This window comes from Burkholderia sp. LAS2 (assembly GCF_018417615.1).
GTDB lineage: Bacteria > Pseudomonadota > Gammaproteobacteria > Burkholderiales > Burkholderiaceae > Burkholderia > Burkholderia sola.
In genome coordinates this window covers 2096720-2113851 of record NZ_CP071052.1, presented here as the reverse complement: position 1 = coordinate 2113851, position 17132 = coordinate 2096720, and the positions used below count along the sequence as shown (strand labels likewise).

The following is a 17132-nucleotide window of genomic DNA, read 5'->3' as shown; positions in this document are numbered from 1 at the left end:
GCCGGCCGTCATGATAAACGGCCCGGCGGCACGAGGATGAGCGACACGCGCCGCGTCAGGCGCGCACCGGCACGTCGACCGAGAAATCGCGCGAAATCTCGTCCGCGCTGAAATCGATCAGCGCGAGCGACGCCGCTTCGGCTTCGCGCGGGTCGCGCCGCTCGATCGCATCGACGACGCGCGCATGTGCCTTCACCGCGGTGTCGTGCGCGCCCTCCTTCTGCACGACGCGCGGATTCACGAGACGCACTGCTCCGCGCACGATCGCCGCCATCTGCTGGAAGAACTGGTTGCCGCTCGCCTGGACGATCCGCGTATGCAGCAGCTCGTCCGCCGTGTCGTAGCCGGGGTCGCCCGGCTGCAGCACCTTGAACGCATCGAACGCTTCGCGAATGCCCGCGATGTCGGCCGCCGTCGCACGCACCGCCGCCTGCGCGGTCGCACGTGGCTCGATCAGCATCCGGAATTCGATGACGTCGCGCATGAACTGCGGATCGGGTTTTGCCCGAAAGCGCCAGCTCACAACGTCCTCGTCGATCATCCGCCAGTCGCGCATCGGCCGCACGCGCGTCCCGACTTTCGGACGCACGTCGAGCATGTCGCGCGCAAGCAACATCGACAACGCTTCCCGCATGACCGTGCGGCTCACATCGAACTCTTTCGACAGCACGTCCTGCGGCGGCAAGATGCCGCCGTACTTGTCCTCGACGATACCCGCGACAAGCCCATCCATCACTTTGGCGACCAGTGACCGGTCTTTGCCCTGCTCCATGACACCTCCCCGTGCGTCGATTTGCGAACACCTGCTCCGCAGTTCCGCCGGCCCTGGTTACTACTCTGTTCTTATGATCTATAAGTTGATGAGTTCGACGATATTTCGCTATCTGGTAAACACCTGACAGGGTTATCCCTCTTTTGAACGAGGTGATTTATACGGCTAAAAAAAAGGCCCGGGAAGCGCGCCGCGCCTGCCGGACCCCGGTTTCCACAAGATTTAACCATCCAATCCATGACGGCCGATACCGCACCGTTACGGACTGCTTCTCATTCAGTTTCAGCCGGCCGGATAAACGATCGTTTCGACGCCGTTTTCCGTGCTGAGCAAGCACAGATTCGCGCCGCGTTCGGCGAACAGGCCAACCGTCACGACGCCCGGCCATGCGTTCAGCTGCGCTTCGAAACCGCGCGGATCGGCGATCTGCAGGCCCTTCACGTCGATGATCTCATTACCGTTATCGGTGATGTAGGGCGCGCCGTCCTTCGTCACGCGCAGCACGGGCACGCCGCCGAGCGCGGTCACGCGCCGGCCGATCGCGGTGCGCGCCATCGGCACGACCTCGATCGGCAGCGGGAACGCGCCGAGCACCGGCACGCGCTTGCTGGCGTCGGCGATGCAGACGAACGTGTCGGCCACCGACGCGACGATCTTCTCGCGCGTCAGCGCGCCGCCGCCGCCCTTGATCATCGCGCCGCCTGCGTCGATTTCGTCGGCGCCGTCGACGTACACCTGAAGCGACTCGATCTCGTTCAGGTCGAACACCTTGATGCCATGCGATTTCAGGCGTTCGGTCGTGGCGACCGAGCTCGACACGGCGCCGCGATAGCGCGATTTGACGGCGGCGAGCGCGTCGATGAAGCAGTTGGCGGTCGAGCCGGTGCCGACACCGATCACGGCGCCTTCCGGCACGTTCTGGATCACGTAATCGGCGGCGGCCTGGCCGACGAGGCGTTTGAGTTCGTCTTGAGTCATGGCGTGGTAATGCTGCGGGATTGCGGAAAACTGCCAGTTTACCGGAGTCGGCGGACGCCCCCGCGTTTTTCGGCGTGCGATACGCCGCGTAGTCACCGCGTGTCGGCCGCCGGTGCGGGGGCCGACGCTTGCGTGCCGGGGAAGTACTTGTCGAGCAGCGCCTGCGCGATCGCGTCGCTTTCCGCGTCCGGATTGCCCGCGTAATCGGATGGCCGGAAATGCATCTGGAACGCCGCGATCACGCGTTGCGTGCGCGTGTCGAGCACGCCGTCGGTCGGCACGTCGTAGCCGTAGCGCGCGAGCTTGAACTGCAGGTCGCGCACGTCGACCGGCGCGTGCGGGTCGCGGCCGCCGAGCCGCGCGGCGACGGTCGCGTCGTCCGGCCATGCGCCGACGCCGGCTTGCGCGAGCGCATGCCACGGGAACAGCGGGCCGGGATCGATCTTGCGTTGCGGCGCGATGTCGCTGTGCCCGACCACGCGCGTCGGCGCAATCCCGTAGCGCGCGACGATGTCCTTCGACAGACGGATCAGCGCGTCGACCTGCTCGGGCGGATACGGCTGCCAGGTACGCTGCTGCGCGTCGAGCGGGCCGCGGTTCACGTTCTCGATGCCGATCGACACCGCGTTCAGCTCGGTCGTGCGCTGCCACTCGCTGACGCCCGCGTGCCACGCGCGCCGCGCTTCCGGAACGAGCTGGTAGACGACGGGCATCCCGCGCTCGGTGCGCGGCTGCGGCGGGATGACGTAATGCACGCTGACCGACTCGCCGGTCAGCGTGCGCAGCGATTTCGTCTCGTCGCTTTCGGTGTAATGCATCACGAGAAAGCGGATCCGCGAATCGGCGCCGCGCGCGTGCAGGCTCGTGTCGGCGTAGTAGGCGTCGCGTTCGACGAGCGACGGCGACGTGCAGGCCGCCAGCAGGCCGAGCACGGCGCAGGAGACGCCAACACGAAACAGGGTCATCGGTCGCGGGTTCCGCAGAGCCGCGTGCCGCGTTGCATCGCGACGCGCGTCGTTCGGGTCATTCGACGCCCGCGCATCGCGCGCGGGACGGGGCAGCCCCGGGCTCAGCCCTTCACGCGCCGCTGGCGCACGGCTTCGTACAGGCACACGCCGCTGGCGACCGACACGTTCAGGCTTTCGACGCTGCCGGCCATCGGGATGCTCATCACTTCGTCGCAGGTATCGCGCGTGAGCCGGCGCATGCCTTCGCCTTCCGCGCCCATCACGAGCGCGACGGGGCCGTCGAGCTTCGTGTCGTAGAGCGTCGCCGACGCCTCGTCCGACGTGCCGATAATCCACACGCCGGCCTCCTTCAGCTCGCGCAGCGCGCGGGCGAGGTTCGTCACCGTGATGTACGGCACCGTATCGGCCGCGCCGCTCGCCACCTTGGCCGCGGTCGCGTTCAGGCCGACCGCCCGGTCGCGCGGCGCGATCACCGCGTGCGCGCCGGCCGAATCGGCGACCCGCAGGCATGCGCCGAGGTTGTGCGGATCGGTGACGCCGTCGAGCACGAGCAGCAGCGCGGGCCCGTTGATGCCGTCGAGCAGCTCGGACAGGTTCTGCGCGAGCGGCATGTCCTCGACGCGCGCGACGACGCCCTGGTGGCGCTCCGTATGCGCGAGGCCCCACAGGCGCGTTTCGTCGGCCGCGATCAGCCGCACGCCCGCTTCCTTCGCGGTGTGCAGGAAGTCCTGCATGCGGCGGTCGCGGCGCGTCTGGTCGTACAGCACCTCCGCCACCGTCGATGCATCGTGCCGCAAACGTGCGGTCACCGCATGAAAACCGTAAAGAACCTTCAGACGTGACATGACTGGAACAACCTTCGATCAAACGTGCGGCCGTGCGACGTGCGCGGCCGCGATCCATGGAAAAGGAAAGCGCCGCGTGGCCGGCCGATGACCGGTGACGCGGCGTCTCTCGATACTGCGGGGCGTGCGCGTACGCCGCCCCGAACGCTCAATACTTCTTGCGGGCGCGGGCCTTCTTCGCGGTCGGCTTCGCGGGTGCGCCGCCGCCACCGCCGCCGCCCTTCTTCTTCGCGGCGCCACGCGCGGCGCGCGCTTCCTTCACCGCGACGCTCGGCGCGCTCGCGGCCGGCTTGCGACGCGGCGCGGCTTCGTCGACCGGCGGCAGCGCACGCGCGGGCCGCCGCCGTTGCGATCGACGCCGGCAGCCGGCGCGGGCGACGGACGCGGCGCCTTCACCGGCGTATCGCGCACGAGGCGGAAATCGATCTTGCGCGCATCGAGATCGACGCGGCTCACCTGCACGCGCACGCGATCCGACAGGCGATAGCGGATGCCCGTGCGTTCGCCGCGCAGCTCGTTCTTGATCTCGTCGTACTGGAAGTAGTCCGAGCCGAGCTCCGTCACGTGCACGAGCCCTTCGATGAACAGCGTGTCGAGCTGCACGAAGATGCCGAACGACGTCACGCCGTTCACCATCCCGCCGTACTCCTCGCCGAGCTTGTCGCGCATGAAGTAGCACTTGAGCCACGCCTCGACGTCGCGCGACGCTTCGTCCGCACGGCGCTCGTTCGCCGAGCAGTGCAGGCCAAGCTCTTCCCAGATCGCCGTGTTCGAGCGCGAACGGCCGCGCGCTTCGTCGTCGGCCTGCTGCATCGCGCGGGCGCGCGGCGACAACGCGGTATTCAGCTCGAAGCCTTCCGGCGCCTTCGGCGCGTACTTCTTGCCCGACAGGATCGCGTAGATCGCGCGGTGCGTGAGCAGGTCCGGATAGCGGCGGATCGGGCTCGTGAAGTGCGCGTACGCCTCGTATGCGAGACCGAAGTGACCGATGTTGTCGGGGCTGTAGACCGCCTGCTGCATCGAGCGCAGCAGCATCGGCTGCAGCATCTGCGCGTCCGGCCGGTCGCGGATCTGCGCCATCAGCGCCGCGTAGTCGCTCGCATGCGGCTTGTCGCCGCCGCCGAGCGAGAGGCCCATGCCGCGCAGGAACGCGCGCAGGTTCTCGAGCTTCTCCGGCGTCGGCCCCGCGTGCACGCGGTACAGGCCCGGATGCTTGTTGCGCTTCAGGAAATCGGCCGCGCAGACGTTCGCGGCCAGCATGCATTCCTCGATCAGCTTGTGCGCGTCGTTGCGCTGGCGCGGCACGATCTGCTCGATCTTGCCCTGCGAATTGCAGACGATGTAGGTCTCGGTCGTGTCGAAGTCGATCGCGCCGCGCTTTTGACGGGCGGCGAACAGCGACTTGTAGACGCCGTACAGATCCTGCAGGTGCGGCAGCAGGTCGGCGCGGCGCGCGGCCTCCGGCCCCTTCGTGTTCGACAGCACGGCCGCGACTTCCGTGTACGTGAGGCGCGCCGCCGAATGGATCACGGCCGGATAGAACTGGTATGCCTTGATCTCGCCGCGCCCGGTGATCACCATGTCGCACGCGAGCACGCAGCGATCAACCTGCGGATTCAGCGAACAGAGGCCGTTCGACAGCTTCTCCGGCAGCATCGGGATCACGCGGCGCGGGAAGTAGACCGACGTGCTGCGCTCGAGCGCGTCGGCGTCGAGCCCGCTACCCGGTTGCACGTAGTGCGACACATCGGCGATCGCGACGATCAGCCGGTAGCCGTCGCCGCGGCCGACCTTGACCGGCTCGCAGTAGACGGCATCGTCGAAGTCGCGGGCGTCCTCGCCGTCGATCGTCACGAGCGGCACGTCGCGCAGGTCGACGCGGAAACGCAGGTCGGCGGGGCGCACCTTGTCGGGCAGCGCGGCGGCTTCGTCGAGCGCCGGCTGGCTGAATTCGTGCGGCACGCCGTACTTGCGCACCGCGATTTCGATTTCCATGCCCGGATCGTCGATGTCGCCGAGCACTTCGACGACACGGCCGAGCGGCTGCGAATGACGGCTCGGGAAATCGGTCAGCTCGACGACGACGACCTGCCCGACCTTCGCCTTCTTCACGTTCTGCGTGATCAGGATGTCGTGGCCGATGCGCTTGTCTTCCGGCGCGACGATCAGCGCGCCGTTCTCGTTCAGCAGGCGGCCGATCACACGCTTGTTCGCGCGCTCGGTGACTTCGACGACATGCCCTTCCGGCCGGCCGCGGCGATCGTAGCCGACGATCCGCGCGAGCACGCGGTCGTTGTGCATCACCTTCTGCATTTCGCCGTTCGGCAAGAACAGGTCGTCCTGGCCGTCGTCGCGGATCACGAACCCGTAGCCGTCGCGATGCCCTTGCACGCGCCCTGCGACGAAATTCGACGGATGGGTCAACTGGTAGTGGCCGCGCTTGTCGAGGCGGATCTGGCCGTCGCGCTCCATCGCGGCGACACGCCGGAAGAACCCCTCGCGCTCCTGACGCTTGATCGACAGGGCTTCGGCGATGTCGTTGGCGGCCAGCGGCGCGTCGCTCGTACGCAGCACGCCGAGAATCTCTTCACGGCTCGGAATGGGGTACGGATATTTGCTCAAGGGTTTGTCGATGATTGTTCTCGTTGCGTTGACTGATGGTGCACGGCATCAACATAGAGGTGTCCGTCTGACAGTTCTATATTGACGGCGGCGGGTCATTCTATCACCCGCCCGTGTCGCCAAAAGACGGGAATGCCGCCGGCGCGCGCGGCGACGGCCGGTTTGCGATGCATCGCAAAAAAGTGTTGACAGGAATAATTGGGGCGCTATAATTTCGCTTCTTTGCAGCAAGCAGCTACTGCAAAACGTGCCCAGGTGGCGGAATTGGTAGACGCACTAGGTTCAGGTCCTAGCGGTGGCAACATCGTGGAGGTTCGAGTCCTCTCCTGGGCACCATCTGTATTTAAAAAGGTCGGCTTCTAGCCGGCCTTTTTTCATTTTCGGCCCAGGAAGTAAAGCGCCTGCGCGCCCGCCTTCCCTTTCATCGACTCACTGCGGCGGCCTCGTCAAAGCATGCGCTTCAGCACGCCGTTCTTCGACACGAAATGGTGCTTGAGCGCGGCGCCCGCGTGCGCGACCACCAGCAATGCCAGCAGATAGCAGCCGATCTTGTGCAGGACGAACCAGTGCTCGGTAACCGGCCCCGCGCTGAACGGCGTATTCACGTAAACCGCCCAGAACAGCCAGTAGCCGTCCGGCACCATCACGAAGCCGCTGAACAGCACGAACGCGACGAGCGCGTAAATCAGCGAGTGCACCAGATGCGCGATCGACCGCTGCTTCGAAGGAATCGACGCGATGTCGGGCGGCGTCCGACGGAAGAACGACCACACGTAGCGCAGCGGAAACAGCACGATCAGGCTGCTCGCGAGCGACATGTTGAGCGTCGACACGAAACGCCAGACGTCCGGCTGGGTAATGAAGTGCAGCGAGAATCCGGCCACCATCGTGTACAGGATCACGACCGCGAAGATCCAGTGCAGTGCGCGGGAAAAGCGATCGTAGCGGCCGTCATCCGAAGACGCTTGCCGAAAACTGGTCTGAGAAACCGTATGCATGATTCATCCTTTATCGATTGCCATTGCAGTGTTGTGTTGGAACAGTGGATGAAATTATCGACGTCGATTCCGGTATGGATAAGCATCCTCAAAGATTTCAAAACGCCCGGTCCGGCGCTGGCCGGCGCGCGGACGAGCGCCGCGTGGCCGGCCGGCGTCAACGCATCTCGATCAGGAATGTCATCACGCCGTCGCCCGAACCCGCCGTCACGCGCTCGCCGTACTGGTAGTACTGCGCGGTGAACGGCAACGTGGTCGCGCCGACGGTCGCATCGCCGAGGCTGTGCCACGCATTCAACGCCACCGGCGCTTCGTCCTTCAGCACGCGGATCCCCACCCCTTGCGCGGCAGCGTCGCCATGCAGCTTCAGCACGTCCGCCGTGCCCGGCACCGTCTCGCCGAGCAACTGGATCGACAGCGGCGTCGGCCGCGCTTCTCCATACGGGCTGCAGGTCAGGTTGATCGCGAATTCCCGCGACGCACGGGTCGAGCCCGGACCATCGAAAGCGTTCGCGGGCACCGCGCCGAGCGGCACGACAAGATGCTTGGAATCGGTATTGACCGTGCAGGCGACACCGCGCACATAGCTGCTCGTGATGTGCTTGTGCACCACGTTGTGGTCGGGGTCGCCAATCGCGGCCGATGCATCGACGCTCAGCACCTGCCCCTGCAGGAAGCCGGGCGTCACCGGCCCGGTCTTGACGAGTTCCACGTCGATCACGTACTCGCGCGCCGTGCCATCGCCCGGATGCACGCCGAGCAACCCGTCGGTCTGGCCGCCGAGATCCTCGCCATCTCGCGCCACGCGAAGCGCGAGCCCGGGCAGGTTGCTCGCCCAGAGGTTCATGCCCGGCAGCGGACCGAACTCGCTCGCATACCGCAACGTGCGTGGCTCGGGCACGTTCTGGCCGTTGCGCGAGCAGGTGACGGTCAGCGTGAAACGCGCCGACGCGACGATGCCGCCGGCGTCGACACTGTCGGCCGCGATCGGGCCGAACTCGAGCGGATTGAAGTCTTCGGGCGCGCTCAGGCACGTGGCGAACGCGGGCGCCGTACCGAGCGTCAGCGCGACGAGTGCCGCCCAGCGGCGCAGACGCGCGGCAAATCGGAAAGTCGAGGGTTTCATGATCGGGATGACGAGGTTGACGCGGCGTCGGCCCGCAGCGCCGGATGCGCGCGCGAGCAGACGGCCGCGAGTTCGGGAAAATTGCGATGCGCGGTCGATTCGCCGATGTCGTACGACAGCGCGCAGCGTTCGTCCGCACGCATGCCCCAGCGCACGAGCAGGTCGCCGGCGCGGTCGATCCCCGTGACGAAGCCCTGACCGTTCGGGCCGACCATGCCGACCGCCTTGCCGTTCGCCGTCAGCACGGCCGCGCCGAACGGCACCGGCTTGCCCGCGTCGTCGACCAGATCGAGCATCAGGCGCCCGGCCTCGACCTCGAACGGCGCCAGCACGACCGCCCCGCGCGTCGGCACGACGTGCACGATCGCGTTGCGGATCTCGAGCCGGCGATCGAGCTCCGCGGTCCGCAATGCGATGCGGTTCTGCCGGTACGGCGTGACATGCGGCACGACCGCATAACCCGCGCGGTCGGTACGCACGCCGGCATGCGCCACCACGCCGACGCCGGCCGCGCGCTCGCTGCGCACGAGCGCGACGGTTTCGCCGAGCGGCTGCGACAACGTCACGCCGCCGCCGTGCACGAGCACGCCGCCCGCGGCACTGACCGATGTCTGCGAGCCGCCGCGCGCCTGGTTGTGGGTGGCCGAGAACTGGCCGGCCGTCGCCCGATAGTTCAGGTTCAGGGCGCCGCCGAGGCCGTTCGCCGATCGATCGGCGTCGACGCCATAGCTGAGGCTATCGTCGGCGAGCAGCGTGCCGAACACGCCCGCGCGCTGCTCCGTGCCGGCAGTGCCGGCGATCAGCGTCGCGCTGCCGTACGCGCGAGGCGCCGCCGTGCGCCCGCCGCCGATCGGAAGCGACAGGTTCAGCGACACCTGCCGGCTGCTCGCGCCGCGGGCGCGCGACTCGTGGCTGACGCTCACGTTGTACGACACGCGCGATACGCTACCCGAATAGCCGAGCTGCACCAGCCGGTCTTCCCCCGCGCCGTCGCGGTACGTGCGCCGGCTCGCGTTGACGTACAGCGAGCCCGCGCGTCCGAGGTTCTGCGACACGCTCAGCTCGCTGCGGCTGCGCTTGCCGGCGCGATACGCCCACCGGTCGACCGACGCCGCATAGCGCACCGCGACGTCGGACAGGCTGCGATAGCCGTCTGAATAATGATGGTGCGCGGCGCGCAGCTCGGTGCCGGTGGCCGCGAACGCCTTCGCGAACATCAGGCGCGCGGCGCTGCCGGCCCCCGCCTGCCCCGCGTGGTTCCGGTGGCGCGCATGCGTGACGTCGACCGACACCGCGCCCAGGCGCGCCATGTTGCGCGCGACCCCGGCCGCCAGCGCCGCATAGCCGCTCGCGAAGGTCGCGCCGCCGTAGATCGTCGTCTCGCCCGGCAAGCCATAGGCGGCGCTCGCCGACGCGAACCACTGCGGCCGGCCGGAATCGGCGCGCAGGCGGCCCGCGGCCGCGCGATACGACCACGCGTTCTGGCGCAGCAGGGTCGGAATACTCGCCGACGACTGAATGAAGCTGCGCGCCTGCCCGTCGGCCTCGATGATCGTCACCTCGAGATCCGCGTTCGACGCGACCGCATACAGATCGTCGATCTCGAACGGGCCGGGCGGTACGTAGCTGTTGTAGATCAGATAGCCGTTCTGACGGATCTCGACCTTCGCGTGGCTTTGCGCGATGCCGCGCACGACGGGCGCGTAGCCGCGCTGGCTGTCCGGCTGCATGGTGTCGTCGGACGCGAGCTGCACGCCCTGGAAGGCCACGCTGTCGAACACGCTGCCGGACGTGAAGCTGTCGCCGAGCGTCACGCGGCTGCGCCACGCGGGGATGTCGCGTTCGAGATAGGCGTTCGAGAACTGCGTCTGCAAACCGGACGCGTTGCGGTTCGCCATCGCGCTGCCGCGCAGGCGCCACGCGCCGAGGTTCAGGCCCGCGCGCACGCTGCCGTAGGCTTCCGTCGCGTGGCCCGACGGCAGGTCGCCGTAGCGCCGCTGCGCGGCGTTGACACGGTAGTCGATGCGCATCGCATCGATGCCGTTGTCCCAGCGCGACGGATCGACCGAGCCGCGCGGGACCCGCTTCATCTTCGCCTGCGGGACCGTCAGCGACAGCGCCTGGCGATCCGGGTCTACCGTGACGGTCGCGTCCGGCATCGCGTCGCGCAGGTTCATGCAAGCGGACGCATTGTCCTGTGCATCCGCGAGTCGCGGAAACGCCGCGAGATTCACGCCGAACGCATCGAGTTGCGCGGCGCTCAGGCACGGCCGTACCGATTCGTCGGGGGCGCCGCGCTCGAAGCGGATGTCGTTCAGGCCGTACGATTCGCCATTCACCGCCACCTCGACCGGATGGATGCCGGGCAGCAGCACGTTCGCCTCGGCGAACGCGTCGAGGTCCACGTCCGCCTGCGTGTTGCCGAACGCGAGGAACGCGGGATTGAATGCCGTCTGCGCGTGCGCGGACCCGCCGCCCGCGATCGGCAATCCGATCGCGAGGGTCGAGGCGAGCGCGAGCACGCATCGGCGCAGCAGGTGAAGGCGTCGTGTCATGAACGAAAGGCGCGGCGCGCGCCGGATGAACGCGCGCCGCGTGAGGTCTGAAGGATGAAAAGGTCGTAAAAGCGGATCGTGAAGCGCCCGTCGGCCGCGGCTGCGCGACCGCGTCGCATCAGGTGGCGTCGGCCGGCACCGTCACCGTGACGGTCGGCGTCACGGCGCCGTAGTCGTTGATCGTGCTGAACCGCAGCGCGACCGGCTGCGCCGGCAGCGCACGGAGGTTGCGCAGCGGGTAGGTCGTCGCCTGCAACGGCGGCGCCGTCTCGAGATCGACATCCTCGGTCGCCCCCGCATCGACGTCGATCTTCGCGAACGTGACGTGATAAGGCGTCGGATTGAACACCGCCAGCATCGCGCCGTCGCGCGACGGCACGATGCGCCAGGTCAGCGCCGCCGGTGCATCGGCCGCCGAGCCGGTCAGGCCCTGCGGGCGGTAGAACGCCTTGAGCCGCGTCTGGATCGCGATCTGCAACACGTTCTCCTGCTTCGCCGCGACCGGTATTTCCTTCACGTTCAGCCACAGCATCGACTCGCGATCGGCCGGCAGTGCGTGCTTGACGCGCATCACGCGCAGCAGGTTTTCCTTGCCGGGATCGAGCCGCGACAGCGGCGGCGTAACGAAGAACGGCGCTTTCGCGCCGGCCTGCGCGGGCCCGCCGTCGATCCACGCCTGCACGACATACGGCTGGCCGTCCGTGTTCTTCACGGGCACGACGGCCTCGCGCCGGTCTTCCTGCAGGATCACGCGGGTCGCGCCCACCACGATGCCCGCGAGCGCGCCGTGAGTCATGCACAGCCCGAGCATGCAGGCAAGCACGCGGGGTACGAAGCGATGCGTCATCGGCTGGCCCCCTCGGCTCAACGGTAGTTCAGCGTGAACGACGCCGTACCGTTCGCCTCGCCCGCCTCGGTCTGGTCCGACGTCGAAACGTAGTTCGCGGCGAAGTTCAGCACGTTGCTGCCCGGCGTCAACTGGAGTGTGTCGGATTCCGTATTGATGCCGATCTGCTTGCCGTCTTCGTGCATCAACTGGATACCGACGCCTTTCGCGTCGTCCTTGCTGCCGGTGCCGACCGCGAGCAGCGTCGCATCTTCGCCGTGCGACAGCCCTTCGAACTGCGCACGCACGCCGCTCAACTGCTCATTGCACTCGCTCAGCGCGATCTGGAACGGCACGCGACGGCTTTCCCGGCCCGCTTCGGCGAGCTGGTCGATACCGATTGCGCCGAGCGGCACCTGAATATTGCTGTTGTCGATCTTGCAGGTCGTCGCGACGATCTTGCCGTGGAAGTTCACCGTGCCGTCGGCCGCGAACGCGGACGTCGAACCGAATGCCGCCATCAGGGCGAGCAGCACGAAAGGTTTCTGGAACTGTTTCATCGAATGTCTTGGGGAAAAGTAAGGAGCTTCACTGCCGGTCCCGGACAGCGGAACCGTGAACCCGTCGAGTTCACAGGCATTATTCCGGCCCGGTCGCCGCCACCCAACAAATGTGAAGAGATCCTCAACGATCGCCCGACAGGCGCCGCACGCGCGCCGAGCGCGAGCGCGATCTCGCACCGGCGTGACCGAACGTGCCGTTCGAACCGGTGGAAAATGACAGAGAAAGAACAGGTGGATGAATGGATCGCGAAGCGCGCCGCCGCGCATCACGACAGCGTCGCGACGTGCATCGTTGCAATGCCGAACGGCGGCGGAAGGCCAGCGAGCCGAGGCGGTGCGCCACCCCGCGTCGCCGGATCGGGAGACGAAGCGGCCGCTATCCGGCCGGATGCTCAGGCCCGCTCGAGCCGGTATCCGTAGTTGTAGACCGTCGTGATCACGAGGCCATTTTTTGCGCGCAGCCCGAGACTCGAGCGCAGCTTGCTCACGTAGGTGGCAAGCGTCGCGTCGTACTTCCGGTCGACCACGCCCCAGATGCGCTTGATCATCATGTCCTTCGACACGATCCGCCCGACGCTCTCGAACAGCATCAGCGCGACCTCGAACTCGCGCAGAGACAGTTCGACCGGCGCACCGTCCACGGTCGCGGCGTGCGCGCTCACGTCGAGCGCGAACTTGCCGACCTCGACGACCTTCGCCCGCTGCGTCTCGGGATAGTACTTGCGCGCCTGCGCGTTCACGCGTGCAACCAGCTCGCGCTCGCGCAGCGGCTTGATCAGGTAATCGTCGGCGCCGCTGTTCAGACCGAACACGATGTCGTTCTCGCCGTCGTGCTGCGTCATCATGATGATCGGCAGCGCGTCGGCGAACGATTCGCGCGCCCAGCGCATCACCTCGATCCCCGACTTGCCCGGCACGTCCCAGTCGAGCAGCAGCACGTCGACGCGCTGGGTGCGCACCAGTTCGATGAAGCCGTCGCCGTCGTGCCGCACCTCCGTGTCGTAGCCGGCCTTGTTGAGCCAGCCGGCCACGACGCCTGCCTGGGTCACGATGTCTTCAAGTATTGCGACAATCATGTTCGTCCTGATCTCAGTATGCCGCCCCGTCTCCCGGCCCGTTCGCCGCAGCGTCGACCGGAGCGGGCGGCAGATAAACAAAAGTCCATTCGCTGTACGCGCCGCTGTCGCCGAACGCGTCGTATCGCGCCGGGAAACCCTGGCGCTTCAGCGGTTGCCCGGGCGCCTCGCTGAACACGCCCATGATGCCGCCGTCCGGCGCCTTCACGAGCCCCCACTGCGTCGACCCGGTCAGCGGATCGGCGTACAGGCGCCGCAGGTGACGCACCGTCGGCAGCCCGCGACGATCCTCGAGCAGCGCGTCGAGCGACGCCGGATAGCGGCCGCCTCCCGCCGCATTGTAGTAGCTTGCGATCGCCGCGCGAAACTGGTCGCCGACGAACAGGAGCTGCGCCTCGCGGTCGCGCTGCTGCACCGTCGTCCAGATCCGCGCCGCCTGCGTCATGCCGAGCCCGAGCGCCGCGACCAGCATCAGCACGCCGAGATACGCGATGCCGCGCTGTCTGCGCAAGCCGCATCGCCGATCACCACGTCGCATAGTCGCTCCCGTCGAGCGCACGCCCTTTCGCCCCGCTCTTCACGTCCGCGATGCCACCCGTCTCGCCGGCCTGCGGCCGCCACGAGCCGCGCTTGCCGGTGACCGGATCGAGCGGCAGCTCGCGCAGGTAGCGCTGCTCGACCAGCGCATCGAGCGTGGCGGGATCGCGGCTGTGATCCGCCCGATAGTCGTCGATCGACTGGCGCAGCGTGTTCAGGTTGTGACGCAGCACCGTTTCCTTCGCGCGGTCGCTCTGCTTCAGGTAGCCGGGCGCGACGAACGCGGTGAGCGCCGCGATGATCGCCATCACGACGAGCAACTCGATCAGCGTAAAGCCGGCGGCGCGGCGCACACGACTACCACTGGTTGTACGGGACGCCATTGAGGCCCTCCTTGCGGTTGGTCGAGCGGATGTCGAACACGTCCTCACCGGAAGAAAACGAATCGGGATCGCTCGCGTAGCTGCGCGTTTCCCACGTGTCTTCGGGCGCCTTGCCGTCGCATTCGCACATCGGATCGGCGGGAATCTTGCGCAGGAAATACAGTCGCGCACCGTCCGTCGACTTCTTGTCGACGACGCCGTCGACGAGCACGCGCAGGTCGGCCGGGTAGCCGCTCGCGTCGACGCTGCGCTCGATCCGCCCGTCGCTCGCCGCCTCCTTGTATGCATCGAGTGCCGAGCGGATCACGACCAGCGTACGGCGCAGCTCGGCCTCGTCCGCGCGCCGCTTGACCAGATCCGTCAACGGCAGCGCGACGGTCGCGAGCAACGCCAGCAGCGACATCGCCACCATCAGCTCGATCAGCGTAAAGCCGCGCGCACGGGCACGTCGACGGACGCTCATGCGAAGCCCCGCGTGCGGGACAGCAGCATCGGCGCGTCGGCGTACAGCGGCGCGGCCGGTTCGGGCCCGCCCACGAAGCGATCGACGAACGCCTGCAGCGTGGCGATCAGCGAGCGCACCGCGGTAGCGACCCGGTGCTCGCCGCGCGCAGGCGCAGCGGCGGCGCTCGCCTGCGCGTCCGGCGCCGGTGCGCCGGCATGCTCGAGCGCGGCCGGTCGCGCGCGCTGCGACGCCCCGTCGATGTCGCTCGCGCGATCCAGCTCGATTCGCGCCATCGCGATTTCCGCGCGCAGGCCGGCAGGCTTCGCCGGCGTGGCGGCCGCGTGCGGCGCATCCTCTCGCGGCGCTACCGCCCGACGGTTCGCCGCCGTGCCGGCCGGGGCGAGCGCGGCCACCTTGACGGCGGCAACCGGCTGCTGCCCGGCCGCGGCACGCGTACGCATCATTCCCACGCCGCGCACGCCGGACTCGACTGCAGGGCTCGTCGCGTCGTCCTGCCGGGCCTCCGCGGGCGCCTGCGGTTGCGCGCCGGCCGACTCTGCCGAGTCGGCGGTGTCGCGCTCCGCGGCTGCACGGTTGCCCGCGGGCGGCGACGGCTCGATCGGCGCGTCCAGATCCGGGCCGTTCGGCGACGGCAGGCGCGCCGGCACGGCCTGCGCGGACTCGAGCGTCAGCGCTTCGGTGGTCACGCGCGACTCGGTGCCCGACAGGAAGGTCGTCACCGCCGACATCGGCAGGTCGAGATTGCGCTCGATATGCGGCGTGATCAGCAGCACGATCTCCGAGCGCTCGTTGCTGCGGCCGTTCGAGCCGAACAGCCGGCCGAGCACGGGCAGGCCCGATACGCCCGGCAGCCCGGCGATGCTGTCGCTTTCGTTGCGCTTGACGAGGCCCGCGAGGATCTGCGTTTCGCCGTTCTTCGCGGTCATCAGCGTCTCGGCGTTGCGCGTGCCGAGCGAATACGCGACCAGGCCGGTCTTCGTGGTTTCCTTCGACAGGATGCTGCTGACCTCCATGTTCACCTTGACGCTCACCTCCTCGTTCAGGCTGATGCGCGGTTCGACCTTGAGCATCAGGCCCACGTCCTGGTAGCTGACCGATTCGGTCACGACGCCGTTCGCGTTGGTGGTCGTGACGATCGGCACGCGTTCGCCGATCTTGATGTTCGCCTTCTCCATGTTGCGCACGCGGATCTTCGGATTGGCGAGCGTCTTCGTCTTGCCCTGCTTCTGCAGCAGATCGATCGCGAGCGCGAGGCCGCCCGATTCGCTCGACACGCCGACGCGGTCGCGATTCAGCCGCAGCAGGTCGCCGAGCGTCAGCGCACCGCCTTCCACGCCGCCGAGCGCGTTGAACTGGATCTTGCCCGGATACTGGACGCCGAGATCGAGGCTGTCGTTCATGTTCACCTCGAGCACCTGCACGTCGAGCGTCACTTCCGATTGCGGGATGTCGAGCCCCATCACCACGCGCTCCGCGACCTGGATCGTCTCCGGCGTGTCGCGCATGACGACCGCGTTCACCCGCTCGTCCACGTACACGTCCTTCGGCTTGACCATCTGGCGCAGCGCGGCCATCACCGATTTGGCGTCCGCATGCGACAGGAAGAACGTGCGAATCGCGAACTCCGTGTAATTGCGGGCCTTCTCAGGCTGCGACGGGTAGACGAGCAGCGTGTGCTTGTCGAGCACCTTCTTCTCGAGCTGGTTGGTACGCAGCAGCAGGTTGATCGCGTCTTCGGCGGTCGTGCGCTCCGCGAGCAGCGTCGCGGCCTGACTGGTGTCCACGTCGCGGTCGAACACGAAATTCACGCCGGACACGCGCGAAATCACGTCGAAGATGTTGGCCAGCGGCTGCTGCTTGAAATTGAGCGACACCGGCTTGCGCAGCGCGTCGGACAGTTGCGGGCGCACCGCGCGGCTGGCCTGCGACTGGCGCAGCATCGTGTCGCGCAGGCGTTTGGCGCCCGCGTGGTTCGGTTGCTCGGCGAGGATGCGCCGCGCGATCTCGAGCGCCTCCTGCGGTTTCTCGCCGCCGATGCGCTGCGCGCGCGCGAGGTCGACCGCCATTTGCTGGCGGCGCTTGACCTGCTCGATCGTCTGGGCGGCTTTCAGGTTGCCCGGATCTTCGCCCAGCACGTTCTCCAGGTGATCGATCGCGGCCGCATGGTTGCCCTGCGCGACTTGGCGGTCGGCTTCCTTCAGTTCCGCGCGCACATACGCTTGCCGGCTGAATTCGACGGCGGTCGCGACGGCGATGTCGTCGGGCGCGGCGGCCTGCTGTTGCTGCAGCGTGCCGAGTCGTTCGGCGGGCGTCGCGGCGGCATCGGGCGCGGGATTGAACGGGGTACTTGCGCATCCTGTCAGCGCAAGCGCCGAAATCAGGAGCAACAGACTGACTTTACGTTTCATGATGGTGTT

14 protein-coding genes, 1 tRNA gene and 1 pseudogene are annotated in these 17132 nt (G+C 67.6%); 1 reads left to right on the top strand and 15 read right to left on the bottom strand.

The window, feature by feature from the left end; genetic code table 11:
- Nucleotides 1–55: 55 nt before the first annotated feature.
- The 5 genes and pseudogenes from JYG37_RS09830 to rnr form a co-directional block, all read right to left on the bottom strand.
- Entirely contained in the window at nt 56–772 is a 717-nt protein-coding gene (locus JYG37_RS09830; protein WP_060260460.1) for a FadR/GntR family transcriptional regulator, read from the bottom strand.
- A gap of 282 nt (nt 773–1054) precedes the next feature.
- Entirely contained in the window at nt 1055–1750 is a 696-nt protein-coding gene (rpiA, locus tag JYG37_RS09825) for a ribose-5-phosphate isomerase RpiA (protein WP_213346055.1), read from the bottom strand.
- Between the two features lie 92 nt (nt 1751–1842).
- The gene (locus tag JYG37_RS09820) at nt 1843–2715 is read right to left on the bottom strand and encodes an N-acetylmuramoyl-L-alanine amidase (protein WP_089488403.1); all 873 of its coding nucleotides are present in this window, start codon (nt 2713–2715) and stop codon (nt 1843–1845) included.
- Between the two features lie 104 nt (nt 2716–2819).
- A complete protein-coding gene (gene rlmB / locus JYG37_RS09815) occupies nt 2820–3563 on the bottom strand; it encodes a 23S rRNA (guanosine(2251)-2'-O)-methyltransferase RlmB (RefSeq protein WP_050012544.1) in 744 nt (247 codons plus the stop codon).
- A 148-nt stretch (nt 3564–3711) separates the two neighbouring features.
- Nucleotides 3712–6185 (bottom strand): annotated as a pseudogene (gene rnr, locus JYG37_RS09810) (ribonuclease R).
- Between the two features lie 249 nt (nt 6186–6434).
- On the opposite strand from rnr, the gene JYG37_RS09805 reads away from it, so the two are divergent.
- A tRNA-Leu gene (locus JYG37_RS09805) sits at nt 6435–6521 on the top strand.
- A 110-nt stretch (nt 6522–6631) separates the two neighbouring features.
- Here the strand turns inward: JYG37_RS09805 and JYG37_RS09800 are convergent.
- From JYG37_RS09800 to JYG37_RS09755, 10 genes are all read right to left on the bottom strand, one after another.
- Nucleotides 6632–7183: a cytochrome b gene (locus JYG37_RS09800; RefSeq protein ID WP_050012542.1), complete on the bottom strand. Its 552-nt coding sequence runs from the start codon at nt 7181–7183 to the stop codon at nt 6632–6634.
- Nucleotides 7184–7340: 157 nt separating this feature from the next.
- On the bottom strand, nt 7341–8309 hold the full coding sequence (locus JYG37_RS09795; RefSeq protein WP_124630421.1) for a fimbrial protein: 969 nt from the start codon (nt 8307–8309) through the stop codon (nt 7341–7343).
- Nucleotides 8306–10864 (bottom strand): fimbria/pilus outer membrane usher protein, encoded by a 2559-nt coding sequence (locus JYG37_RS09790; RefSeq protein WP_060733861.1) that lies wholly within the window; start codon nt 10862–10864, stop codon nt 8306–8308. The genes JYG37_RS09795 and JYG37_RS09790 overlap by 4 nt, the downstream gene beginning before the upstream one ends.
- Nucleotides 10865–10982: 118 nt before the next feature.
- Entirely contained in the window at nt 10983–11711 is a 729-nt protein-coding gene (locus JYG37_RS09785; RefSeq protein ID WP_050012539.1) for a fimbrial biogenesis chaperone, read from the bottom strand.
- Nucleotides 11712–11728: 17 nt separating this feature from the next.
- The gene (locus tag JYG37_RS09780) at nt 11729–12250 is read right to left on the bottom strand and encodes a fimbrial protein (RefSeq protein WP_050012538.1); all 522 of its coding nucleotides are present in this window, start codon (nt 12248–12250) and stop codon (nt 11729–11731) included.
- Nucleotides 12251–12645: 395 nt separating this feature from the next.
- On the bottom strand, nt 12646–13329 hold the full coding sequence (locus tag JYG37_RS09775; protein WP_050012537.1) for a response regulator transcription factor: 684 nt from the start codon (nt 13327–13329) through the stop codon (nt 12646–12648).
- Nucleotides 13330–13342: 13 nt separating this feature from the next.
- Nucleotides 13343–13840 carry a type II secretion system protein gene (locus tag JYG37_RS09770; protein WP_235356172.1) on the bottom strand — a complete coding sequence of 166 codons (498 nt, stop codon included), beginning with the start codon at nt 13838–13840 and terminating at the stop codon, nt 13343–13345.
- A 13-nt stretch (nt 13841–13853) separates the two neighbouring features.
- Complete coding sequence (locus tag JYG37_RS09765; protein ID WP_213346054.1) at nt 13854–14249, bottom strand: type II secretion system protein; 396 nt, start codon at nt 14247–14249, stop codon at nt 13854–13856.
- A complete protein-coding gene (locus tag JYG37_RS09760; protein WP_089488401.1) occupies nt 14224–14712 on the bottom strand; it encodes a type II secretion system protein in 489 nt (162 codons plus the stop codon). Before JYG37_RS09760 ends, JYG37_RS09765 begins: the two co-directional genes overlap by 26 nt.
- On the bottom strand, nt 14709–17123 hold the full coding sequence (locus JYG37_RS09755) for a secretin GspD/PilQ domain-containing protein (RefSeq protein WP_213346053.1): 2415 nt from the start codon (nt 17121–17123) through the stop codon (nt 14709–14711). Before JYG37_RS09755 ends, JYG37_RS09760 begins: the two co-directional genes overlap by 4 nt.
- Between the last annotated feature and the right edge of the window lie 9 nt (nt 17124–17132).